The sequence below is a fragment of the Roseateles koreensis genome (assembly GCF_028595305.1).
Lineage (GTDB): Bacteria > Pseudomonadota > Gammaproteobacteria > Burkholderiales > Burkholderiaceae_C > Paucibacter_A > Paucibacter_A koreensis.
In genome coordinates, this window is record NZ_JAQQXS010000004.1 from 122,954 (window position 1) to 146,404 (window position 23,451).

Below are 23,451 nucleotides of genomic sequence, written 5' to 3' on the forward strand. Positions count from 1 at the left end.
TCTTCATGAACGCAAGCAACACCCTGTCCAAGCCGAAACGGCGCTTTGTCGACCTGTCCATTTATCTCGAGAACGACGTGCTGTCCGATCCGCCGCCGCTCGCCCCCAAGATCACTTACCAGTCGCATGCGCAGACGCTGCCCGAGTTCATGGCGATGCTGCCGGGCACACGTGCCGAGGACTATCCCGACGGCGAGGCCGCCGCCGCCGAGTGGGTCACTTTGACCACGCATAACGGCACGCACCTGGACGCACCCTGGCATTTCCATTCGACGCAGGATGCCAAGAATGGCGGCAGCCGGCCCTCGATCACCATCGATCAGGTGCCGCTGGAATGGTGTTTCCAGTCGGGCGTGAAGCTTGACTTCCGGCATTTTCCAGATGGCTATGTGGCGACGGCCGCGGACGTCGAGGCTGAGCTCAAACGCATTGGCCATGAGCTCCAGCCGCTTGACATCGTCGTGGTCAACACCCGCGCGGGCTCGCGCTACGGCAACAACGACTACCTGGGCGCTGGCTGCGGCATGGGCTACGCGGCGACGATGTATCTGCTGGAGCGCGGCGTCCGCCTGACCGGCACCGACGCGTGGAGCTGGGACGCACCGTTCTCGTACACCGCGAAGAAGATCGCCGAAACCGGCGACAAGAGCCTGATCTGGGAGGGCCACAAGGCCGGGCGTGACATCGGCTATTGCCATCTGGAGAAGCTTCACAACCTTGAGGCGGTGCCGGCCACAGGCTTCATCATCAGCTGCTTTCCTCACAAGATTCGCGGGGCCAGTGCGGGTTGGACACGTGCGGTTGCGATCTTCGAGGACTGAAGCCATGCGTGTGCTTCCCCCTATTCAGCGTGTCGTCACCGGCCATGACGGCGCCGGCAAGGCTGTCGTTGCGAGCCATGGGCCCTTGCCGACCGTGGTCGAAGTGAAGGCCATTCCGGGCACCGTTTTTCACGAAGTTTGGAGCACGACGGGCTCTCCGGTGCGCGTCGACAACGGGCGCGATCCGACGCTTGGCGAGCTGGTTTTGCCACCACCGGCAAATGGCACCCGGATTCGCTTTGTGGACATCCCGCCCGACACCGCGGACTACCTCACCCATGGCGCAGAACGCATGCAGGACGCGTTCGCGCAAATCGGTGATGTGAAGGCCTCGACGGTCAAGGCAGATTCTCCGCACCCCTTGATGCATCGCACCGAGTCTGTCGACTACGGCGTGGTGATCGACGGCGAAATGACGTTGATTCTCGATGACTCCGAAGTGCTGCTCAAACCCGGCAGCGTCGTCGTGCAACGCGGCACCAATCATGCCTGGGCCAACCGCTCGGGGAAGGTCTGCCGCATGCTCTTTGTGCTGGTGGATGGCTGCTATGAGCCGACCATCAAGAACGTGCTCGAGCGCGCTGAGCACGCCCCCGGTTGCAAGCCTGCGCCGATCTAACGCGCACGTGCACGTGCAGCCCGTGTCGCCTCGCGGCGACGGAGGCTATTTAAAGGATTTTCATGAAACTCTCGACTCTCCCCAACGGAACGCCGGACGGCAGTTTGGTCGTCCTCTCGTCGGACGGTTCGCGGTGCGCGCCTGCCACCGCAATTGCCGCAACATTGCAATCGGCGTTGGAGCGCTGGACCGACGTGGAGGCGGATCTCCGGGAGCTGGTTCATGCCTTGGACCGCGACGGGGCCCCTGGCGCCCAGGCCTTCAATCCGATGCGTGCGCTGGCTCCGCTGCCGCGCGCCTGGCAGTGGCTGGACGCCTCGGCATTTCAGTCCCATGGCGATTTGATGCAGGTGGTGTTCAAGCTGGACAAGGTATCGCATGACCGCCCGCTGATGTACCAGGGGATGTCCGACCGGTTCATACCGCCAACTGCCGACGTGGCGCTGCCGTCGAGCGAAGATTGCATCGACTTCGAAGGCGAGTTCGGCGTGATCACTGACGGCGTACCCATGGGCGCAGATGCCGCTGAAGCGGCGCGGCATATTCGTCTTGTCGTGATGATCAACGATTGGTCGCTGCGACGCATCGCGCCGATTGAGATGAAGTCAGGTTTCGGCTGGATACAGGCCAAGCCCGCGAGCAGCATGGCGCCGATTGCCGTGACGCCGGACGAACTCGGTACGTCCTGGCATGCCAGCCGGGTCCATATGCGACTGCAGGTGGATTGGAACGCGCATCGATTCGGTGCCGCTCATGGCGGCACCATGGGCTTTGGGTTCGACCAATTGGTGGCCCACGCTGCCTACAGCCGCGCGTTGGTGGCCGGCACGGTGATTGGGTCGGGGACGGTGTCCAACCCAGACTACCGCGTCGTGGGCTCGTCGTGCATCGCGGAGCGCCGTGCCATTGAAATGCTGGACGAAGGCCAGCCCCGCACGCCCTACATGGCTTTTGGCGATCGCGTGCGGATGCAGGCTGTCCTGGAGGACGGAACACCCGGCCCCTTCGGTGTCATCGACCAGACCGTGGTCGCCAACGAACGCAAGGCGTGATGCGAATTCTCGTCACTGGCGCGGGCGGCTTCGTCGGCCGAGGCCTGATGGAGCGGCTGCTGGGCGGGGCGCTGGGTTTCGATGTCGATGAGGTCATCGCAGTCGATCAGCAACTTGATCCTTCGGTTTCCTGGCATGCCGACCCTCGGGTGACGGCCAAGACCATCGACTTTGCGTCTGCAGAACTGCTGCAGGTGTTGGCCGCTCGCCCTTGCGACCTGGTGTTTCACCTGGCCAGCGTCCCGGGGAGTCTCGCGGAACGTGAGCCGACGCTCGGGAAGCGCGTGAACCTTGAGGCAAGCCTCACGCTGTTCCACCACCTTGCGGCGCACCGCCGTGCGGCACCGCTCCGCGTCGTATTCGCCAGCACCGTGGCTGTCTATGGCACGGTTACATCGCACGCCCACGGACGCATGGACGAAGACCATCCGACTTCGCCGGAACTGAGCTATGGGGCTCACAAGTTGATGACCGAGGTGCTGCTCGGGGATCTCAGCCGCCGTGGTGAACTGGACGCGGTGTCGCTTCGGCTGCCCGGGATTGTCGCGAGACCCTTGAGTTCAGGCGGTCACGGCTCAGCCTTCATGAGCGATATCTTTCACAAGGTTGCTGCTGCGCAAGCCTATACCTGTCCGGTGGGGGCCGGCGCCACCTGCTGGTGGATGTCTCTCGGCACCTGTGTCGAAAACCTCATCCATGCAGCGTTGATCCCGTCAGCGCGCTTGCCTGCCAGCCGCGTGGTGCAACTGCCCGTGCTGACGGCCCAGGTCGGCCAGGTGATCGATGCAGTCGCGGGGCTCGTCGGCCAAGCCGCGCAGGTGACGCATGCCCCGGACGACCGGATTGAGCGGCTGTTCGGGCGTTGTCCACCGCTGCACACCCCAAGGGCTCGCGCGCTCGGGTTCTCAAGCGACGCCACGCTCGAGACATTGGCCCGGCGTTGTCTGCCCGGTCTCGCGGGTTAGGGCGAAGCGTCGATCCACTGCGCAGGGTCGACACGCCGTTCGCGCTCGCTCGGCGTTCTTCAGGGATTCCACGGGTCATTTTTAAATCTTCATTCCGTATACTCAATGACATTCAGTGTGCTGAATGATGCAAGCGGGCACGCCCGCTCTCCAAAGAAGGAAGACACATGAAAGTAGTTCCGACGCCGTCTGCGATGCCGCAGGTGTGCGTGCTGCGGATCGCGTACCTGGCGAGGTACCGGCCATGAGCGGCAGTCTGCTCCGGGTTCGCGTTGCCGAAAAGCGCCAGGAGGCGGTGGACATCTGCAGCTTTGAGTTGGTCGCCGCGGACGGCAGTCAACTGCCTGCGTTCACTGCCGGGGCTCACGTCGACGTCCACATCGGCAACGGCATCACGCGGCAGTATTCGCTCTGCAATGATCCAGCGGATGCCGGTCGATATCAGATTTGCGTCTTGAACGATGCGGCGTCCCGTGGCGGATCTCGCCGCATGCACGAGGCGGTGGGTGTTGGCGATGCGTTGCAGATCAGCGTGCCGAAGAACCATTTTCCGCTGGCCGTCGGTGCGGGCAAAAGCCTGTTGCTGGCGGGCGGCATCGGCATCACGCCCATCCTGTGCATGGCGCAGCATTTGGCCCGTGTGGGGGCTGCTTTCGAGATGCACTACTGCACCCGCACACACGCCCGGACCGCCTTCGCGGGCCGAATCGCTGCATCCCCGTTTGCTGCCCAAGTGCACCACCATTTCAGCGAGGACGACGGGGCGGCGCGACTGAATCTGCAAGCATTGCTCAGCGCGCCAGACCCGACAACGCACCTCTATGTCTGCGGGCCCAAAGGATTCATGGACGCCGTGCTTGAAGCGGCACGCGTGGCCGGGTGGCCCGAGGCGCAGTTGCATTGCGAATTCTTCGCAGCGGATCTCGGTGCCCGCGATGACGATGGCAGCTTTGAGGTGGAACTCGCCCGTTCCGGACAGGTGGTCGTCGTCGGCAAGGACCAGAGCGTCGTGCAGGCACTTGCAGCGATAGGTGTCGAAGTGCCGACGTCGTGTGAGCAGGGTGTTTGCGGGACCTGCCTCACCCGTGTGCTCGCCGGAACGCCGGACCACCGCGATCTGTATCAAACCCCGCAAGAGCAGGCCTGTAACGATCAGTTCATGCCCTGCTGCTCGCGATCGCGCTCTGCGCGCCTGGTCCTTGACCTTTGAAAGGAGTCCAACCCATGAATCAAGTCACTCAGATGCCGTCCTCTTGCACATCTGCCGTCAGCGCACCCCAGCCCGCTTTCCCCCTGGATCGCTGGTGGGTGGCAGGTTTCGCTTGGGAATTGGGCGACAAGCCGCTCGCACGCACACTGTTAGGCCGCCCGATGGTGCTGTTCCGCCGGCCCGATGGGCGGGTCGCTGCACTCGAGGACCGGTGCTGCCACAAGGAGTTGCCGCTGTCCTGCGGCACGCTCGAAGATCGCGGCCTGCGCTGCGGCTACCACGGCATGCTGTTTGACAGCGAGGGAGCCTGCATCGAGATTCCTGGGCAGGACCGCATTCCGGCCAAGGCGTGCGTGCGTGCGTACCCGCTGCGCGAGCGCGACAAGATCCTCTGGGTCTGGGTTGGCAGCACGCCAGACTCGCTCCCCACGGAAGAGCCGCCACCGTATCCCTGGCATGCGGATGCGCGCTACCGGTTTGGCGGCGACAGCTTCCACTACAACACGCCCTACCAACTGATCCATGACAACTTGCTGGATCTCAGCCACCTGGGCTATGTGCATCTGAAAACGATTGGCGGCAATCCGTCTGTACACATGAATGCCAAGCTGGAGGTCAAGCAGCAGGGCGACGTCGTCAGCGTGATTCGTCATATGCCCGCCTCGGCGCCACCGCCGACCTATGTCGCAGCATGGCCGTTCAAGGGGCTCATCGACCGTTGGCAGGAAGTGGAGTTCCATGTATCTCACCTGCTGATCTGGACGGGCGCGATGGACGCAGGGACCGGCAATATCGACGACCCCCTGCGCGAGGGCTTCCACCTGCGTGGCTTCCACGGCATCACGCCGGAGACCGAGTCCACCTGCCACTATTTCTGGACCATGGCGACCAATCCGCACCCCGACAAACCGGATGTCACGCAGGTTGTGGTGGACCAAACGGCGGCCACGTTTCACGAGGACAAAACGGTCATTGAGGCGCAGTGGAACAATCAGCGCCGATTCCCGGACCGATCACAGGTCGACATCCACGTCGACGTGGGCCCCAATCGGGCCAGACGCGTGATCGACAGGCTGTTGAAAACGGCCTGACCGCTGTGACCGGCGCATGCTGGCCCGCGCCCTAAAATTCACCCCGAGCCGATATCAGGCCTCTTCTGCGCCTCTTTTGCGCTTCATTTATGCCCAAACCCGCTCCCGACGCCCTATCGCTCGACCTCTATGACCAACCTGGCCATTTGGTCCGGCGCGCCCAGCAGATTGCGGTGTCCATGTTCTTCGAGGCCGTCGCTCCCGCGACGACGACGCCGATTCAGTACGCCATTCTTCGCACTTTGCAAGAGAAGCCCGGTATTGACCAGGTGACGTTGGCGCAAGAGATCGCGTTGGACAGTTCGACGACTGCCGAAACCGCTGCGCGGCTCGAAGCCAAAGGACTGATCGGGCGCGAGGTGATGGCGCGTCGCCAGCGTCGATTGACGTTGACGCCGGCTGGTGAAGCGCTGCTGACCAGCCTGATCCCGGCCGTGCACCGGATGCGGGCGGCCATGCTGTCGAGCATGGAGCCTGCGGAGCAAAAGGAGTTCATCCGGCTGCTGCGCAAGTTTGTGCATCTCAACAACGACCAGAGCCGCGCGCCCAAGGGGGGCAAGGTCGTTGACAGGGCGGATGACGCTGCGGCGTAAGCAGCCCGGGGGCGAAATTGAGCTGATGCACACAAGACAACGACACGGAGACCTGCAATGGCTGCCAATCCCTTCGACAGAATCGTGAACCTCCACGACGACGCTGCAACGCGACAGGTGAACGCTCGTGCCTGAACTCACGCTCCGAAGCCTGCGTGTTTTCGAAGCCGCGGCGTCGACCCGCAGTTTCACGCGTGCGGCGGAATTGCTGGATCTGTCCCAGGCGGCGGTATCGCAACAGATAAGGCAACTCGAGCAGGAAGTCAGCGCAAAACTCTTTGACACCGCCGTGCGTCCGGTGCGCATCACCGAGGCCGGCTATGAACTGCTGAGGCATGCACGGACCATCCTGGCCCAGCTGAGCATTGCCATGGAGGCGCTCTGCTCGCTTGATGGCCAGTACCAAGGACGTCTGTGTATTGGGGTGGTCAGACCCGCGAACTACTTTGTGGCGCAGCTGATGGAGGCTTTTCGCTTGCGCTACCCCAACGTCCGCATGAAGCTTGTGATCGACAAGCGGGACCCGCTGCTGGCGATGTTGGCTGATCACCGCATCGACATCGCGATCGGCGGCTACCCGCCCGTGCAGGCCGAGGTGGACGCCGAGGCGTTCGCCCGCAACCCGCATTTTCTCGTTGCGCCGTCCAGCCACAGGCTGGCCGGTCAACGCGGGCTGAATTGGGCCGACTTGAGCGGCGAGCCCTTTGTGTTGCGGGAACAGGGGTCCGCAACGCGGCATTTTCTGGAGCACATGCTGCAAACACAGGGTTTGCAAGTGAGAACGGACTTCGAACTCGAGGGCAATGAGGCTGTCAAGCACGCGGTCATGCTGGGGCTGGGCTTGAGCTTCTTGTCGGGCCATGTCATCCAGACCGAGCTTGAGGCGGGCAAGTTGGTAACGCTGGATGTCGCCGGAATGCCCAAATGCCTCGACTGGTGCGTGTGGCGCCGTCGTGAGGCCTACACCAGCGCGCTGCCCGATGCGTTCCGCGCCTTTTTGCTTGAGGAGGGCGCACGCCACTGCGCCTGTCCGCTTGGCACCCCTGCCCCGCAGTTGCCCTGGATGGCTGTGCACAGCGACCCCCGCATGATTTGAGTGATGGCGCGCCGCGGACGGCGCGCCAGGCACGATCAGGCATGGGCGCCCGCCATCCACGCGTCTATATCTGCCAGCCACCGGGCATGCATGCTGTTCAAGGCCTCTGAAGGCCATGCAGGAACCGATCGAATGCGAGGTTCCATGATGCGGGGCTCGGTCCAACGAGACAGCTGCCACGCACCGCGTGCCGTGCCTTCGAGCGGATCGATGCTGATGCAGACCTCGCTGTCTGGCAGCAGTGCAGCAAGCACGCCGGTGAAAATGCTGTTCTCCGCGAACGGGCCGTCCACGACCACCGGCCCAGCGCCACCCAGGCGATCCACAATCCATGAGGTCACTTGGGCGGTGTAGCAGGCCGCCAGAGACGCCCGCTCGGACGCGGTGAGCGCGGTCAGCTCGATGGGGCCTTGCCGATCGGTGACAGACCCGGACCGCTCGCGAAACGGCCCGCCCTGCATCTCGAAGGAGGGCCGCACCATCAAGCCGCGCTGCAGCAGGCGATCGAGGTCTTCAGCATTCGCGAGCGACGGATCGGCGCCGGCACACAGATGGGCCAGTTCGCGGCCCCCCATAAAGCGGCCGGTGGGAATCAGTTCATGCCGCACGGAGACGTTGCCCAGCATGTCCACCTCAGCGTCGAGCTTGGCGTCGTTGGCGCCGGGCGTCATCACGACAATCCAGGTACCGGTGCTGACCAGCGTTGAGCGAGGCCAGCCGCGCAGGTATCGCGCGAGGCAGGCATTGCTGTCATGCACGCCGCAGTGGATGCGCAGATCGCGCGGCAGTCCGAGGCGGTGGGCCAGCGCCGGACGCACGGTTCCCAGCACCTCCCAGGCTCGCTTCATCGGTGCAAACCTGTCGGCCCAGCCCCGCTTGCGGGCCAGGCTCGAGAATGAACCGTTGGATGGATTCCAGAGGTGCGAGTGGCAGCCCAGCGAGGTGACCTCTGACGCCGCGACACCGCTGAGCCACCAGGACCAGTACTGCGCATAGGGCAGCAACTGCCCCATGGCGAACTCCTGGGGGAAGTGCCGCTCGAGCCAATCGAGCTGGGTTGCGCCATTGAGGCCGAGAGGCAGGTTCGGGCTCAAGGTCTCAGCGAACGCCCCAATTTGCGCGCTCCAGTTGTCGGGCCGCTGATCGAAGCCCGAGAACTCGTAGTCCGGCACGGGCAGCACGAGGCCATGGGCATCGATGAGGGCGAAAGCCGCGCCGTGCGAGGTCACGATCGCACGCGACAGTTGCTGCCGAAGGTCCCCGAGGTCGAGGATGGTCGCCTCTAGCCAGTCGGCCAGGCTGTCGAGATCGAGCGCGAGATAGCCTCGCATTTCCTTCGACCTGCTGGCTCGATGGCGTTCTGCGACCACAAGGCCTTCGCTGTCCACGACAAGGAGCTTCGCGCGCGTCTTGCCGAGGTCCAGGACCAGATCAAGGCGGCCTCGGTGCGGGCTAGACAATGCCGCCTCCGCTGGAGAGGATGGCTGGGCGATCTTGCGCCATGCGTTGCCGGTAGGCGCTTGCACGGTAGGCAACCACAGGATCGACGGCTCGGCCTGCGTCGACGCGTACACGCTGCAGGATCGGATCAACGTCGGTTTGAAACGCACGCTGCAAGAGTTGTGTCGCCGCCAGGGCGTCATTGGCCTCCTGGGCGGCGTCCAGTGCGCCGCGATCGACCAGCAGCGCTTGCGCGTAGCTGCGCTGCACCTGCACGGCACTGCTCATCAGGCTCTCGATCGGGTCGGTGACGTTGTGGCTCTGGTCCAGCATGTAGGCCGGATCGAAGCCGTTCACCTGCTCATGCGCGGCCGCCACCAGTTCGTTGAAAACCAGGAACAAGCGGTACGGCGAGACGCTGCCGGCGTCGAGGTCGTCGTCCCCGTATTTGCTGTCATTGAAGTGGAAGCCAGCAAGCTTGCCCGCGCCAATCAGCCGGGACACGATCATCTCGATGTTCACGTTCGGCGCATGGTGGCCAAGATCGACCAGGCACTGCGCCTTCGGACCCAGCGTGGATGCGGCGAGGAAGCTAGAACCCCAGTCTTGGATCACCGTGCTGTAAAAGGCCGGCTCAGCGATCTTGTGCTCCAGGAACATGCGCCAGTCGCCTGGCAGCTCCGCGTAGATCTGGCGGCTGCTGTCCAAGTAGCGCTCGAAGGCCCGGCGAAAGTGGCTCTGTCCTGGGAAGTTGCTGCCATCGCCGACCCAGACCGTCAGTGCCTTGGAGCCCAGGAGCCTGCCGATCTCGATGCACTCGACGTTGTGCTCGACGGCTTGTGCGCGCGTTGCTGCGTCGGTGTGGCTCAGGCTGCCGAACTTGTAGCTGTGCGCCTGACCCGGCTGGTCCGAAAACGTGTTGGAGTTGATCGCGTCGAAAGAGAGGCCTTGCGCATGGGCGGTCTGGCGCAATTCGCTCCAATCACTGCACTTGTCCCAGGGGATGTGGAGCGAGACGCTGGGCGTGGCACCGGTCAATTGGTGAACGACGGCGCAGTCCTGGATTTTGTCGAACACGTGGCGCGGCTCGCCAGCGCCGGGGAAGCGTGCAAAGCGCGTTCCGCCAGTGCCGACGCCCCAACTCGGGATCGCCAAACCAAACGCGGCGACGCGCTGTCGCACGGCATCGATGTCGACGCCTCGACGAGCGAGTTGCTCGCCCAGGTGGGCATAGTCGGATTGCAGGGGACCACGGGCCTTCTCGTTGTGGGCCTCAATCAATGTGCGCAAGCTTTGTTTCATGGTTGTCTCCTGCATCAGCGCGTGAAGGCGGCGAGGTTGCCCGCGTCTACATTCAGAATGTTGCCGGTGCTCTTGGCACTCAGGTGGTCCGCGGCAAAGAAGTACGAAGCCTCCGCGATGTCCTCCGGGAAGACGCTGCGCTTGAGCATCGAACGCTCGCGGTAGAAGGCTTCCAGATCCTGCTCGTCGATCTTGTTGGCGGCAGCGCGCTCCTCGCTCCATTTGCCGGTCCAGATCTTGGAGCCGCGAATCACGGCGTCCGGGTTCACCACGTTGGAGCGGATACCCAGCGGCGCCCCTTCCAACGCGAAGCTGCGCGAGAGTTGAATTTCTGCCGCCTTGGCTGCGCAGTAGGCCGTGGCCTGGTTGCTGGCCACCATGCCATTTTTGCTGGCGATCATCACAATCGAGCCGCCCGTGCCTTGTGCCTTCATCTGCCGGAAAGCCTCTCGGCCGACCAGGAAGTAGCCGGTGGCGAGGATGCTCTGGTTGCGATTCCACAGGGCCAGAGAGGTGTCTTCCAACGGCGCGGCGGAGGCGATGCCGGCATTGCTGACCAGGATGTCGATGGCGCCGAATTCCAATGCGGCACGTTCAAAGGCCTGGATGACGCTTGATTCCGATGTGACGTCGCAGACAACGCCGCGCACAGGGTCTTTGTCATGCGCCTTGGAAAGTTCGGCGCAGACCGTGGACAGCGCCTCAGCGTCAATGTCTGCCAGCACAACGCAGCCACCGTCCGCCAGAATTCGCTTCGCAATGGCCTGTCCGATGCCGCCGGCGCCGCCGGTCACCAGCGCGACTTTTCCGACCATTGGTTTGGGCTTGGGCATGCGCTGCAGTTTGGCTTCTTCGAGCAACCAGTATTCGATGTCGAAGGCTTCCTGTTCGGGCAGGCCGACATAACGGTCGACCGCATCGGCGTCGCGCATCACGTTGATCGCGTTGATGTAGAACTCGCTTGCGATGCGGGCGGTGGCCTTGTCCTTGGCGATCGTCATCATGCCGATGCGCGGAAGCAGGACCACCACCGGGTTCGGGTCACGCAGCGGTGGGCTGGTTGGCCGTTTGCAGCGATCGTAGTAGGCGCGGTAGTCGTCGCGGTAGCCGGCCAGCAGTTGCTGCAAGCTGTCGCGCAGCGCGCCGCCGCTCTGCGAATAGACCGCCTCCGGCACGATCAGCGGCCGGATCTTGGTGCGCAAGAAGTGATCGGGGCAGGAGGTGCCTAGTGCTGCCAGCGGTTCCAGCTGTTGTGAGTTGACGAACTCGACGACAGCGGGAGAGGTGTCCAGATGCAGCAGCTTGGCTGCACCGCCCTCGGCGGACAGGCCGCGCAGCACTGGCATCAAGCGGGCGAGCGTCGCATCGCGCTCTGCGGCGGGTAGCGACTGCAGCTTCGGGCCGCCAAATGCCTGCAGCGTGCGAGAGACGTGTTGTTGTTCCAGCCAGGCCTGCGCCCGTTCGATCAGCCCCACGGTGTTCTCATAGCAGCTCTTGGCCGTGTCGCCCCAGCTGAAGAGACCGTGGCCGCCCAGCACGATGCCGCGCAGGCCGGGGTGAGCCGCGTCATAGGCCGCCAGTTGCTGGCCTAACTCATAGCCCGGACGCAACCAAGGCATCCAGCCAACGGTACCTTCGAAGACCCGCTGGGTGATTTCTTCGGAGTTTTCCATCGCGGCGATCGCGATCACGGCATCCGGGTGCATGTGGTCGACATGCGCGTAGGGCAGCGAGGCGTGCAGCGGTGTGTCGATTGACGCCGCGCGCGCGTTCAGGTTGAAGGTGCAATGCGGCAAGTAGGCGACCATCTCGTCTTCATGTTCCTGGCCGCGGTAGAGTGCCTTCAAGGCACGCAGCTTGTTCATGTAGAGGGTCGAGAAGCCGTCGAGCTTCATGGAGCCCACGTCGCCGCCCGAGCCTTTGACCCAAAGCACTTCGGCCGGTTCGCCGGTCAGCGGATCGGTTTGCATCAGCTTGGCGGAGGTGTTGCCACCGCCGTAGTTGGTGATGCGCAAGTCAGAACCCAGCAGGTTCGAGCGGTACAGCAGCAGGTTGGGGGCGTCCAACGAGGCGGCGAGTTGATCATCCCAAAGCGGGAACGGACGATGTTCGGTCATGGAAATTCAGTCGAGTGAAGGAAAAAGGGCGGTCAAACGGCAGCGGGCTGGGGTTGTCAACCGAGCGGGGGCGACTCGCTGTCGACGATGGGCATTTGGCCAATCCACGTCCAGCCGATGACGGTGGTGAATGCCACCGCGGCGGTGAGCACTGCGAACAGCGTGGAGGGGCCACTGACGATGAGTTGCGGCGTGACCAGCGCGGCCATGGCCGCGAGGATGCGGGTGAAGAAGGTGGTGATGCCTTGCGCGGTGGATCGCAACAACGTGGGGAACAATTCCTGGCTCCAGATCTTCCACATCGGCTCGCCCGCGAAAGCGCCCCCGACGGCCTGGAGGAATTGCCAGCACATCAGCGTCGTCTGGTTGACACCAAAGATCAACGGGACCGACTGACCGGCCACGTAAAGCAGCCCGCCGATCAGGAACCAGGTCATGCGCGAGGGTTTGTCGATGACCCGCATGAAGATCACCGCGCTGATGACGGAGACGATCAGAACCGTCACGCCGATGGCGCCGGCGGTCGAGACGGAGACGCCCGCGCCTTCTGTGTACAGCAGGGTTGCAAACTGGCCGCCGGTGTTGGCCGAGAGATTGGCCACGCCATAGAACAGCGCCAGGGCCACCAGAGGCGGCAAGAAGGGGCCGCGGAGCAACTGCTTCAAGGTGCCGAGATCTTCGCGTGTTGCGCCGTCATGGGCGCTTGCGTCGAGGCGATGGCGAGCCGCCTTCCACTCTCGCGATTCGGGCAGCGTGGAGCGCAGCACAAGAACAGCCACGGCCACCATCAGCAGGTGCAGCCACATGATGCGTGCGCCCATCGCACCCATGTCACCGACCAGGACCTGCAACGCCTGCACCGTGCAGATGGCAATCATCCAGAGCACATGGGAGAAGGCCACCAGACGCCCCTTGGCGCCCTGTGGGGCTTCCTCGGCAATCATGGCCATCGAGACCGGCAGGTCGGCACCGATGCACAGGCCAATGATTGCTGTGGCCGCGTAGAGCATCCACACCTGCGTGGCAAAGGCCATCAGCGCCGTTCCGAGGGTCAGGCCGAGCATGGTGATAGTGAAGACAATGCGGCGCCCGAAACGGTCGCCCATCCGGCCGCCGAACAGGGCGCCGAATGCGAAGAGGAAGGTCAGCATCGCTGACAGCTCGCCAATCTGGCCGAGGCTGAGTCCGAAGCTTTCCTTGTAGAGGACGAGCGCCGTGCCATTGGTGACAATGGCGCCGGCATCAAGGTACGAGGCCATGCCGGCAAGCAGGGCCACTTTCCAGGCCGCGCGGGAAATTCCCGGCAAGGCCTTGCTGTGAATGTCGGACATGGAATCTTTCGGAACAATGAATTCGCGAGGGGTCATGCGAACAGGGCGGGCGGCGGCCCGCCCCATGCCCATGACATAGGGCGCAGGCCGCGTTCGGCGGCCCCGCGAGACTTACCAGGTCTTGTGCAAACCCACGGTGAACATGCGACCCAGTGCGGAGGACACCGTGGGGTCGTAGCCGATGACCCCGTTGTTGCCGGCCGTGTAATAGACCGGTGGACGCTTGTCCAGCAGGTTGCTCACGTCCAACGACAACTGCATGCCGTCGCGCAGGTTCCACGCCAAGTGGCTGTCCACGGTGAGGAAGCTTGCGACCTGCTGCACCGGCGTCACGCCCGTGTTCTTGTAGCCGTCGGTGTAATTGACGAAGAAACTGGCGGCCAGATCTCCCTGAGCCCAACCCAGTTGGGTGCGCGCCTTGTTCTTCACCGCGTAGTTGGTGTCGAGCAGTTGGATTGAATCTGCCACGCCGGGGATCCGTTGATCGAAGCGAGTCAGGTGCGTGCCGGCCAAGTTAATGTTGAAGCGGCCCACGGTCGTGTTGAACTTGTAGCCGAGGTTGTAGTCGAAGCCGCGGATGAATTCGTCAGCGAAGTTTTGGCGGCGCAGGTCATAGACAGCCAGTGGGAGTTGGCCGATATCTGGATAGACCTGACCATCGTGGCGGAAGCCGGCCAGCAGCGGCTGGATGACCGCGAGCCATTCGGCATCGGTGGCACCGGCCGGGCGCAGCGTGCGGTACTTGTCATAGGCCGACACCGGGTTGGTCACCGGGGCAAAGGTCGGGAACGTGATGACGTTCTTGTAGTCGATGCTGAAGTAGCTCAGGCTGGCGTTGAAGCCGCTGTTGAAGAAGGCGGGCGTGAAGTCGAAACCGACGTTGTAGGTGGTGGCCGTTTCGGGCTTCAACGCGGAATTGCCGCCGGCAAGGATGACCGTGTAGTCCGCCGGACCTGCAGAAGTGCAGCCCTGGAAGGCATAGGGAATGCAGGGGAAGTGAATGGCTCGCGTGTCGATGGCGGTGCCCGCATCGGCTAGGCTCGGTGCATGGAATGATTTGCCCGCCGAGGCCCGCAGCATCGCGCCGTTGGTCACGGTCCATGTCAGGCCGATCTTTGGATTGTTGGTGCTGCCGACATCGCTGTATCGATCGCTGCGAATCGCCAGCGAGAGGTCCAGCTTTTGCACACCCGGCAGGCTGGTCGCCTGGCCGACAACCGGCACGAACAACTCGGCAAAGGCGGAATCGCTGGTGCGAGTGCCTACGGAAGAGTAGGGCGCGGCGGTGTAGTCACCGCCCGCCGGGCCCGCGTCGGTCTCGCCGGCGAATTGCTCTTTGCGGTGCGCATAGCCCAATGCAGCACGCACCGCGCCGCCGGGCAATTTGAACAGCGGGCCGTCAGCCTTGAGGGTGAAATCGTCCAAGGTCTGACGAGCGAAGTAATGGGTGCTGTAGTTGCCGATGCCGGCCAGCACGCCCGCGTTGGTCGCAGCGCCGACGCCGTAGGGGTTGAATGTGCCGGCATTCGCGGCGGCCTGGGCAAGCGATTGGTTCAGGCCGCGCTCAATGATGTCGTCGCGCTCCATGCCGTGGTTCAACTCGACTTGTGCGTTCCAGTTGGCGCCCAGATCGATCTCGGCGCCGACCACGGCGGAAAGCGTCTTGGTTCCGGTGGTGTTGGTGAACGTGGCGCCGAAGTCATTGGCCGGGTCGTAAGTCACCGATTGGGCGGCGCCCGTTGCGGTGCCGGGCATCTGGATGTAGAACGGGCTCGTGCTTGGCACGGCGACGGACAGGGCGCCCTGCGTCACGCCGCCACCGGCCACGCGGGTTTGCATCTGGCGGTCGGAGTACAGCACGCTTGAGTACAGCGTGACGTTGTCACCGACCTCCTGGCGCACCTTGCCAAAGAGTTGGCTGCGATGCTGGGCGGGGTACAAGTCGTTGGCAACGTTGCTGTCGCACTTGTTCACACCCAGCGCGGGAAGGCCCGCGGCCGACAGGGCGAAGGTTTGGTTCCCGACGGTCACGTTTGCAGGCGAGCAATTCGTTGAGCGGGTGTCGGTTCCGCCCGAGCTGGTCTGGTTGTTCGTGATGTAGGAGCGCGAGCGGCCGTTGAGCGCGGTGTTTTCCGAGTACTCGAAGTCCAGCAGCGCGGAGCCGCCATCCCAGGTCTTGCCCCAAAGCTGGCTGAAGTTCTTGGTCCGGTAGCCATCAGCCGCCCCGACCCGCAGGCCGGTTTCCGCGCCGTCGAAATTGCTGCGCGTGACGAAGTTGATCACGCCGGCGATCGCATCGGAGCCATACACCGCCGAGCCGCCGTCCGCCATGACTTCCACACGCTGCAGCGCGGAGGTGGGGATTGCGCCGGCGTCCGGCGCGCTCTGGTTGATGCCCGCGCCCGGCAGACGATGCCCATCGACGAGCACCAGTGTCAAGCCACCACCGCCGTTGCCGACCCCGACGCCGTGGATGGCCGGTTGGTCAACGAAGTTCGCCTGGTTGCTGCCCGTGTTGATGCCGGTGGAGTTGAAAGAACCCAGCTCGGGGATACTGCGCATCAACTCGGTGCTGGTGGTGGCGCCGGTGGCGGAGATGCTTTCTTTGGACATCACGTTCAGCGAGGCACCCACGGGTGCGATGCCGCGGATGCTCGTGCCCGTGATCACGACCGTGTTGAGGGTCGATGCTTTCTGCGACGCCGGTTTGGCGGCGCTGGCTTCGGCCTTGTTGTCAGGCGGGGTGTCGTCGGCATAGGCACCTTGTGCGACCCCGAGCGAGCAGAGCGCGGCCAATGTGGCCACCACCGTCGGGCGCACCGGGAAGCGCGGGTGGAATGCCTGGGGCATTGAGAACATGGAGCGTGAGACGCTGGACGGATTCATCAATGAAGTCTCCTGTTATGGCCCTCGGCAACTGCGTGTTGCGCGCCGATGGGTTGGGCGGTTGGCCCTGGCGGGTTGGGTGCCTGGGTGGACGTGATCGTCCGCAAGGCAAACCTCGATGGCTTCGAGATTGCAGACATCTTCGGCAGGGATGGGCAGGTGTTGTTAGCGGACTTGACCGCATCGCTGTTGCGTGCCGGCTGCGCGCATTTCCAGGCTGCGCCTCGGCCAGCCTCAAGACAAACCCTGATGAATTCATGCGTGCCAATGGGGCGGGCTGATCGAGCTTGGGGCGTTGCGGCACCAAACCGGCGTTCTTTAGGTTTGCTTAACTGGCACGTAAGCGGCCGGCCATTGAGGCGAATCCCGTGCCTGCGTAAAGTTTTTTGAGGCTGGCGCTTTGCCTGCCGCTCACTACTTGTCGAGGCACCCGGTCTACATGTCTGAAAAGTTGACGCCAGAACAAATCGCCGCACACGAGGCCGCCGAACAGGCGCGGCGGGTTTACTTGCCCCCAGGCCCGCCTGTGGAGTCGTACCTCCGCCAGGCGCAGGCCTTGGTTCCTGAGTTGCGGTCCTACCCGCAAGCCCCCATTGCCATCGTCGAGCCTCGACCGAACCCGGCCGCTCCCTTGCGCTTTGACATGTCGCCGAGTGGCGATGTGGCCATGCTTGCCTCTCGCTGCTGGCGGACGGGCGAATCCTTCACGGTCGACTTCGGTGGGCACCGGGCAGGCTTTCTCTCCTTCCGCCTGGTCCCAGCCGGCGGCATGCCGGACAGTCCCGTGCGCTTGCGCTTGACCTTCGGCGAAGTTCCGACCGACGTGGCGGAACCGCTGCATCCCTATCGAGGTTGGCTGAGTGAGGCGTGGTTGCAGGAGGAGATCGTGACGATCGACGACCTGCCTCAAACCGTGCAATTGCCGCGACGCTATGCCTTCAGGTACGTCAAGGTCGAAGTGATCGCCGCGTCGTCGCGCTTCGGGGTGTCCTTTGCGGAGGTGACGGCGCACGAGGTGACGTCCGCAATCGGCGTTCCTGAGCGTCTGCCTGAAGGGCTTCCCGATTGGTGCGACCGGGTCGATGCGGTTGCACAGGCGACCTTGCGCTCTTGTCTGCAAACCTGCTTTGAGGACGGGCCGCGGCGTGACCGACGGCTGTGGGTCGGCGACCTTCGTCTTCAGGCCCTGGCGAGCTATGAGACCTATCGCGCGAACGATGTGGTGAAGCGATGCCTCTATTTGTTCGCGGGCCTGACGCGCAGCGATGGCCTCGTCAATGGCTGCGTCTACGAGCGGCCGGTACCGACCTATGCGGACACCGTCACCTTCGACTATGCGGCGCTGTACAACGTGACCTTGCAGGAGTACGTGCTCGCCACGGGCGATTTGGCGACGGGTCAGGATCTCTGGCCGGTTGCGAAGCGTCAGCTTGAATTGCTTTGCGCCGCAGTGGGCGACGACGGGCTCTTCGTCGACACCGGCGCGACCTGGTGCTTCATCGACTGGTCGCGTTCGCTGGAGCGGAGCACGGCAATCCAGGGTGTCTTGATCTTCGCGTTGCGTCGGAGCTGGATGTTGGCAACTATGCTGGGCCGTGCCGCCGAGGTGGCTCATTACCCGGATCAGATTGCCCGGCTGGTGGCTGCGGCGCGCGCCCATCTGCTTGATCCGGCCAGCGGTCTCTTTCTGAGTGGCCCGGCGCGGCAATTGTCTTGTGCGTCGCAGGCCTGGATGGTCCTGGCCGGCGTGCCTGAATCCGCCGATCAGGCGCGAGTCGCATTGAGACAGGTGATGGCCTCGCCGGATGCGGTGAAACCGGTGACGCCCTATCTCTATCACTACATCGTCGAGGCCATGGTCGCCTGTGGCATGAACGACGAAGCACTCGAGCTGATCCGTCAGTACTGGGGCGGGATGGTCGAGGCCGGGGCCGACACCTTCTGGGAGGTGTATGACCCCGAGGAGCCTCTGTCCTCGCCCTATGGCGACATCCACATCAACAGCTACTGCCATGCGTGGAGTTGCACGCCGACCTACTTCATCCGCTCAATGCTGCGGGACGGCCACCTGAAAGTCTAAGCGCCAGGTCTGGCTGGCAGCACCTTCCAACGGAGACAAAACACCCATGAAAATGAACGTTCGATTGAAACGTCTTGCGATGCTGACTGCCGTTGCTGCCATTGCAACGACGGGCACGCCGCTCAGCGCGCAAGCGCCAACGTCTGGCCAGGCTTGGCGCGATGCAACGCAGCGCCCAGAAGTGCGTGCCGCCCAGTTGCTGGCGGCCATGTCGCGCGAGCAGAAGATTGCGTTGGTCAATGCAGTCGATCCGGCTGAATACGCGTCGCTTGCGCCACTGGGAATCCCGGCGCTGCGGCGGGTCGACGCGTCGAGCGGCTTGCGCGGCGATGTCGGACAGACCGCTTTCCCGGTCCCGTTGGCTTTGGCGGCGACCTTCGATGCAGAACTGGCTCGCAGTTACGGCATGGCCATTGCTGACGAAGCTCGGGGCAAGGGTTGGAACGTCATTCTTGGCCCCACCGTCGACGTGGCGCGGGATGGCCTTTCTGGCCGGCTGAGCGAAGCTTATGGCGAGGACCCGTGGGTCAGTGCCGTCATGGGCAGTGCCGTCGCAGCCGGCATGCAGAGCCGCGGCGTCCTTGCCATCGGCAAGCACTTCACCGCCTACCAGAGCGAGCGTGACCGTCAGCGGATGAACGTCAATGTCTCGGATCGCGCCTTGCACGAGGTTTATAACCCGCCGTTTTATGCGCTGATTGACAAGGCCCGCATTGGCGGGCTAATGGGGGCGTACCCGAAGATCAACGGCACGTTCGCCCTTGAAAACAAGGCGGTGATCGAACAAGCTAAAGCCGAAGCGGGTTTCAAGGGCTTCATGGTGACCGATCTCATGGGGGGCGCTGATGCGGTGGCGCAGTTCAACGCAGGCATGGACTCCTGGTCTTTTCAACCCTATTTGCGACAGCCGGACGCACTCCGCGATGGTCGCATTCCACCCGCCAGGCTGGACGATGCCGTGGAGCGCACCCTTTGGGCGCTGTTCTCTACCGGCCTCTTTGACCGGCCCGTCCTGGCGACGCCCGCGGCCGTCGTGTCGACGCCAGAGCACCAGGCCTTGGCGTTGCGCACTGCGACGCAAGCCATGGTGCTGCTGAAGAACGATGGCAAGCTGCTGCCGCTCTCCCGATCCGGCCGCATCGCCGTGATCGGCCCGGTCGGCAAGGATGTTGTCACCGGCGTGATGTGGTCCAGCTATGTGGATCCGGGCCAGTTCACCACGCCGATCGAGGCCATTGCCAGTGCGGCGGGCCGCGGCGTCAAGATCGTGCAGAGCCAGGGCACTCTTGGCGACACCACGTTGCCGAACTTCGGCGTCAACGGCGGCTTGTTTGCGCCGCCGGTTGCGCTGACGGCGCCTGACGGCGGTCCGGGTTGGGGGGTTGAGTATTTCGCCAACGACAAGTGGGCCGGCACAGCCAACCGGAGCGAGGTGGTCAAAGACATTGACGTTACTGGCACACCCCTCCCAGGTTCTAGCGGACCGTGGTCGGCCCGGTGGCAAGGACGTTTCATCCCTTTTGCTGATGGACCGGTGCGGCTCGCCGCGTCGCTCAGTGGCACAGTCAAGGTCAAAGTGGGTGGCAAGGTCGTCATCGACGGCATGCGATCAACGGCGTCCAACTTCCCTGGTGGCGGGCCATCCACCTACCCCCTGCAGGGGGTGGTCCCTCTGAAGGCCCACGAGCCCGTTGATGTGACGGTCGAATACTCGACCGCTGGCGCCGTGATCGGGCAGCGTATGCAGCTGGGTTGGCAGGCCGCCTCGGCCATTCCGGCAGCGGTGGAAGCGGCACGGCATTCAGACGTTGCGGTCGTGTTCGTGAACCAAGTGACGGGTGAGGAGATGGACCGGGATCACTATGCTTTGCCGGGCGACCAAGACGCGTTGATTGACGCGGTCAGTGCCGCGAACCCCAATACCGTGGTGGTTCTCAATACGGGCGGCGCGGTGAAGATGCCTTGGCTGCCCAAGGTGAAGTCGGTGTTGCAGATGTGGTACCCCGGCATGGCCAGCGGCACGGCTGTTGCGCAGGTTCTTTTTGGGGACGCAGAGCCCGGTGGTCGCCTGCCAATCACCTTTCCGGCGGATGAGTCACAAGGCCCGCGTCCGTACGCGGGCGGCATGAGCATGGACTTCACCGAAGACGTGTCAGTCGGCCATGCCTACTACCAGAAGCACCGCCAGCAGCCCTTGTTTCCGTTCGGGTTTGGCCTGTCCTTTGCCCAATTCGGTTTGAACGACCTTCATTCACGCGCACTTGCACAGGGTGAAGATCTGACCCAGGTGTCGATTCGCGTCGTCAATGAAAGCCGTCGCAAGGGCTCGACTGTGGTGCAACTCTACGCAGGCAAGCTGCCCGGCCAGGTTGACACGCCGGTGTCGAAGCTGTTGGGATTCGCCCGGGTGGCGTTGGAGGGCGGCGAGGAGCGGGTGCTGACCATCCCCGTGGAGAGGCGATCGCTTTCGTACTGGGATTCAGCGACAAGGCAGTGGGTGACGCCTTCAGGTTCGGTGCCCGTGCGCGTTGGATTCTCGTCAGAAGGCGCGACGGTCAGGGGCGAAATCGTCGTGAAGTAAGGGCGTGGCCTCACATCTGGCGCTCCGAAGGGAGCCCCTCGTCATTCGGCAGCCGCAGGCTCGTTCTCTGTGTGCCGGTCAGGCTCCGTGGTGCGGAGGATTTCGTTCAGAACGGACGTGGCGTAATTTCCGGCAGGCAAAGAGAACGTGAGCACCAGTTGATCGGCTTGCGGCCATTCCCATGACATGTCCACCGGGCTCGCCACCAGGGCACGCCGATCCTGATCCAGACCGGCGTGCTCCATGCCGTCGCACAAAGTGGCGTGACGTTCAGCCACGCCGTTTTCCAGGGCCTGCGCTTGATCGGTGGTGCTGACGCGACCTCGTCCCCAGAGCGGCCCTGTCGGCCGGCCTGCCTCGTCCATCACGTCACCGGGCAGGGTTTTGCCCCAGAGTCCTTGCTGAATGCGCAGCGCCAGTACTTCATTGAAGACGAAGGAGCGCACTGCCGACAGGTAGATGCCCTTCTTCTTCGGGTTGCGCACGCGGATTTCGCGCGCCAGCATGGCTCTGCCCTGCTCGACGTTGCCGCTCTCAAAGCCGAAACGCTGAGCGCCAAAATAGTTGGGTGCACCCTGTAATGAAATGGCCTTGAGATTGGCCTCAAGGGCTTTCAGGGCTTCGGGGTCGCCGGTCACATCACGCAGCACGATGCGAAATCGGTTGCCCTGCAGATCACCGGGGCGCAGTTTTTTCACGTGACGGCTCTGGCTCAGCACCTTGAATTCCGGGTGCTGAAGCTGGGTCAGGTCAGGCGTCTCGCCTTTGGGCAGATAGATGCTGAACCACTGGCGGGTGATGGCGTTGCGGTCCTTGAGACCGGCATAGCCCACGTCCCATTCCTGCACGCCGGCGGCCGCGGCCAGTTGCTGGGCGACGAAGGCGGTGTTGGCGCCGTTCTTTTCGATGTCCAGCCAGATGTGTTCGCCCGCACCGGAGGGCAGCTGCAGCGGCAGTTCAGTCACGATGAAATCCTCGTTGAGGGATTTCAGGGTGGCGCTGGCGCCGCTGGCCGGATAAGCGTTGGGCCACTGAGGCAAGGTCGTGTATTGAGGGTCGGTCATGAGCGGTCTGATGGCATCAAGTGAAGAGAGGGACAGGCTGTCAAACCGACCAGGGGCCGTCCAGACCGTGATTCTCGCCCTACCTGCATGCCGTGACGGGCACCAACCGATGCGACTTCAATGGAAACCGTTGCGCGCAATGACGGGCCACTTGGCGGAACCCATCGACCCCGTTCAATTCGCCCGCTCCTATGCGTTCTTTTCGATCGTCAGCAAGACGCGTGCGTTGTCTTCCTGACTCTCGTGGTCTGGGGTCGCATATCGGATCGCCCCCGGGTAATTGTCACGCCTTGGGTGCTCTTCAGCGCGTCCTTGAGTGCAGCGCAGAACTCCGGCGTACCCAGCTTGGCCTATTTGAACGCCACCGGCACGGCGGCATGCAGGCGCAGGTGCCCGCCGATTGCGGCGCTACCGCAGGTGGAATGCCGCCCGCGCCGTGCAGGCTTATTGGGCTGACCCTGCACGGCGGGCGCGCAGGCCCAGGGCGCCCAAACCCAGCAGCATCAGTGCAGCGCTGGCGGGCTCGGGCACCACGCTGATCGAGGCCACGGCTGCGCCGCCGGTGCCGCGCAGCGCGATGCCGGTGGCGGCGCTGCGTGTCAGGCCGGTTTCGGTGGTGCTGCCCAGCAGGGTGCTGCCATCAGCGTCGAACAATTGAGCCGTGGCGCTGCTACCGTCGGCGCTCAGCGTGACGGACAAGCGATACCACTGGTCGGCGTAGCTCAGCGCCGTCTTGGCACTGAAGTCGGGCGTGGCGTAGCCGCTGTTGTCTTGGAAGCCCAGCGCGCCGGTGTCGGAGGCCGCGACGAAGGAGTAGGCGCCTGCCGCATCTGCATTGAAGCCCAGATACAGGCGGCCGCCTTGGGCGCCGTTGCTGTCGGTGGGGCTGGGGCCGGGGTTGACCCAGGCTGACAGGGTTTGGCCGGCGCTGAAGGCGATGTTGGTGTTGGTGGACCACACGCCTTCAGACAGCGCAACGCCACGGCTGCCGGTAGGTGCTGCGGGCACGTAGATCGAGGCGTCGGCGCCGATGCCGGTGCTCCAGCCGGCGGTGGAGAGTTGGCCGTCAGCAGTTTCAACGATTGCCGCGTGAGCCGCGCCGGCCAGCACAAGGGTCGACAAGGCCGTGGCCAGGGTGGATGCGATGAATTTCATGGAATGACTCCGGTATCTGATGATGGGCCGCCGCGCCCGCAGGGTGGG

At 63.7% G+C, this 23,451-nt stretch carries 17 protein-coding genes; 10 read left to right on the plus strand and 7 right to left on the minus strand.

The annotated features are described in order from the left end of the window. Positions 1-5 precede the first annotated feature (5 nt). The 8 genes from PRZ01_RS05600 (at position 6) to PRZ01_RS05635 (ending at position 7,447) form a co-directional block, all read left to right on the plus strand. A complete protein-coding gene (locus PRZ01_RS05600) occupies positions 6-821 on the plus strand; it encodes a cyclase family protein (RefSeq protein ID WP_273595781.1) in 816 nt (271 codons plus the stop codon). Between the two features lie 4 nt (positions 822-825). After that, positions 826-1,440, plus strand: coding sequence for a cupin domain-containing protein (locus PRZ01_RS05605; protein ID WP_273595782.1), 615 nt, complete (start codon positions 826-828; stop codon positions 1,438-1,440). 62 nt (positions 1,441-1,502) lie between these two features. Further along, the gene (locus PRZ01_RS05610; RefSeq protein ID WP_273595783.1) at positions 1,503-2,492 is read left to right on the plus strand and encodes a fumarylacetoacetate hydrolase family protein; all 990 of its coding nucleotides are present in this window, start codon (positions 1,503-1,505) and stop codon (positions 2,490-2,492) included. Then, positions 2,492-3,457 (plus strand): NAD-dependent epimerase/dehydratase family protein, encoded by a 966-nt coding sequence (locus PRZ01_RS05615; RefSeq protein WP_273595784.1) that lies wholly within the window; start codon positions 2,492-2,494, stop codon positions 3,455-3,457. Before PRZ01_RS05610 ends, PRZ01_RS05615 begins: the two co-directional genes overlap by 1 nt. Positions 3,458-3,701: 244 nt before the next feature. Continuing rightward, complete coding sequence (locus tag PRZ01_RS05620) at positions 3,702-4,667, plus strand: PDR/VanB family oxidoreductase (RefSeq protein ID WP_273595785.1); 966 nt, start codon at positions 3,702-3,704, stop codon at positions 4,665-4,667. Positions 4,668-4,681: 14 nt separating this feature from the next. Further along, positions 4,682-5,758: an aromatic ring-hydroxylating dioxygenase subunit alpha gene (locus PRZ01_RS05625; RefSeq protein ID WP_273595786.1), complete on the plus strand. Its 1,077-nt coding sequence runs from the start codon at positions 4,682-4,684 to the stop codon at positions 5,756-5,758. Positions 5,759-5,847: 89 nt separating this feature from the next. Further along, positions 5,848-6,351 carry a MarR family winged helix-turn-helix transcriptional regulator gene (locus PRZ01_RS05630; RefSeq protein WP_273595787.1) on the plus strand — a complete coding sequence of 168 codons (504 nt, stop codon included), beginning with the start codon at positions 5,848-5,850 and terminating at the stop codon, positions 6,349-6,351. A 127-nt stretch (positions 6,352-6,478) separates the two neighbouring features. After that, entirely contained in the window at positions 6,479-7,447 is a 969-nt protein-coding gene (locus tag PRZ01_RS05635) for a LysR family transcriptional regulator (RefSeq protein ID WP_273595788.1), read from the plus strand. A gap of 35 nt (positions 7,448-7,482) precedes the next feature. Here the strand turns inward: PRZ01_RS05635 and PRZ01_RS05640 are convergent, their stop codons facing one another. The 5 genes from PRZ01_RS05640 to PRZ01_RS05660 all read right to left on the minus strand — a co-directional run bounded on the left by PRZ01_RS05640 (position 7,483) and on the right by PRZ01_RS05660 (position 16,523). Next, positions 7,483-8,907 (minus strand): FGGY-family carbohydrate kinase, encoded by a 1,425-nt coding sequence (locus PRZ01_RS05640; protein ID WP_273595790.1) that lies wholly within the window; start codon positions 8,905-8,907, stop codon positions 7,483-7,485. Continuing rightward, complete coding sequence (gene rhaI, locus PRZ01_RS05645; protein ID WP_273595791.1) at positions 8,900-10,189, minus strand: L-rhamnose catabolism isomerase; 1,290 nt, start codon at positions 10,187-10,189, stop codon at positions 8,900-8,902. The genes PRZ01_RS05640 and rhaI overlap by 8 nt, the downstream gene beginning before the upstream one ends. Positions 10,190-10,203: 14 nt before the next feature. Next, positions 10,204-12,306: a bifunctional rhamnulose-1-phosphate aldolase/short-chain dehydrogenase gene (locus tag PRZ01_RS05650; protein WP_273595792.1), complete on the minus strand. Its 2,103-nt coding sequence runs from the start codon at positions 12,304-12,306 to the stop codon at positions 10,204-10,206. A 56-nt stretch (positions 12,307-12,362) separates the two neighbouring features. After that, positions 12,363-13,637, minus strand: coding sequence for an MFS transporter (locus PRZ01_RS05655; RefSeq protein WP_273595793.1), 1,275 nt, complete (start codon positions 13,635-13,637; stop codon positions 12,363-12,365). A gap of 111 nt (positions 13,638-13,748) precedes the next feature. Next, positions 13,749-16,523: a TonB-dependent receptor plug domain-containing protein gene (locus PRZ01_RS05660; protein ID WP_273595794.1), complete on the minus strand. Its 2,775-nt coding sequence runs from the start codon at positions 16,521-16,523 to the stop codon at positions 13,749-13,751. Between the two features lie 439 nt (positions 16,524-16,962). Here PRZ01_RS05660 and PRZ01_RS05665 point away from each other — a divergent pair, with 439 nt between their 5' ends. Together PRZ01_RS05665 and PRZ01_RS05670 are read left to right on the plus strand one after the other, a co-directional pair. Then, a complete protein-coding gene (locus tag PRZ01_RS05665) occupies positions 16,963-18,603 on the plus strand; it encodes an alpha-L-rhamnosidase-related protein (RefSeq protein ID WP_273595795.1) in 1,641 nt (546 codons plus the stop codon). 46 nt (positions 18,604-18,649) lie between these two features. Next, positions 18,650-21,184 carry a glycoside hydrolase family 3 protein gene (locus PRZ01_RS05670; protein WP_273595796.1) on the plus strand — a complete coding sequence of 845 codons (2,535 nt, stop codon included), beginning with the start codon at positions 18,650-18,652 and terminating at the stop codon, positions 21,182-21,184. A gap of 41 nt (positions 21,185-21,225) precedes the next feature. Here the strand turns inward: PRZ01_RS05670 and truD are convergent, their stop codons facing one another. Beyond that, positions 21,226-22,248 carry a tRNA pseudouridine(13) synthase TruD gene (gene truD, locus PRZ01_RS05675; protein WP_273595797.1) on the minus strand — a complete coding sequence of 341 codons (1,023 nt, stop codon included), beginning with the start codon at positions 22,246-22,248 and terminating at the stop codon, positions 21,226-21,228. 444 nt (positions 22,249-22,692) lie between these two features. Further along, the gene (locus PRZ01_RS05680) at positions 22,693-23,403 is read right to left on the minus strand and encodes a PEP-CTERM sorting domain-containing protein (RefSeq protein ID WP_273595798.1); all 711 of its coding nucleotides are present in this window, start codon (positions 23,401-23,403) and stop codon (positions 22,693-22,695) included. Between the last annotated feature and the right edge of the window lie 48 nt (positions 23,404-23,451).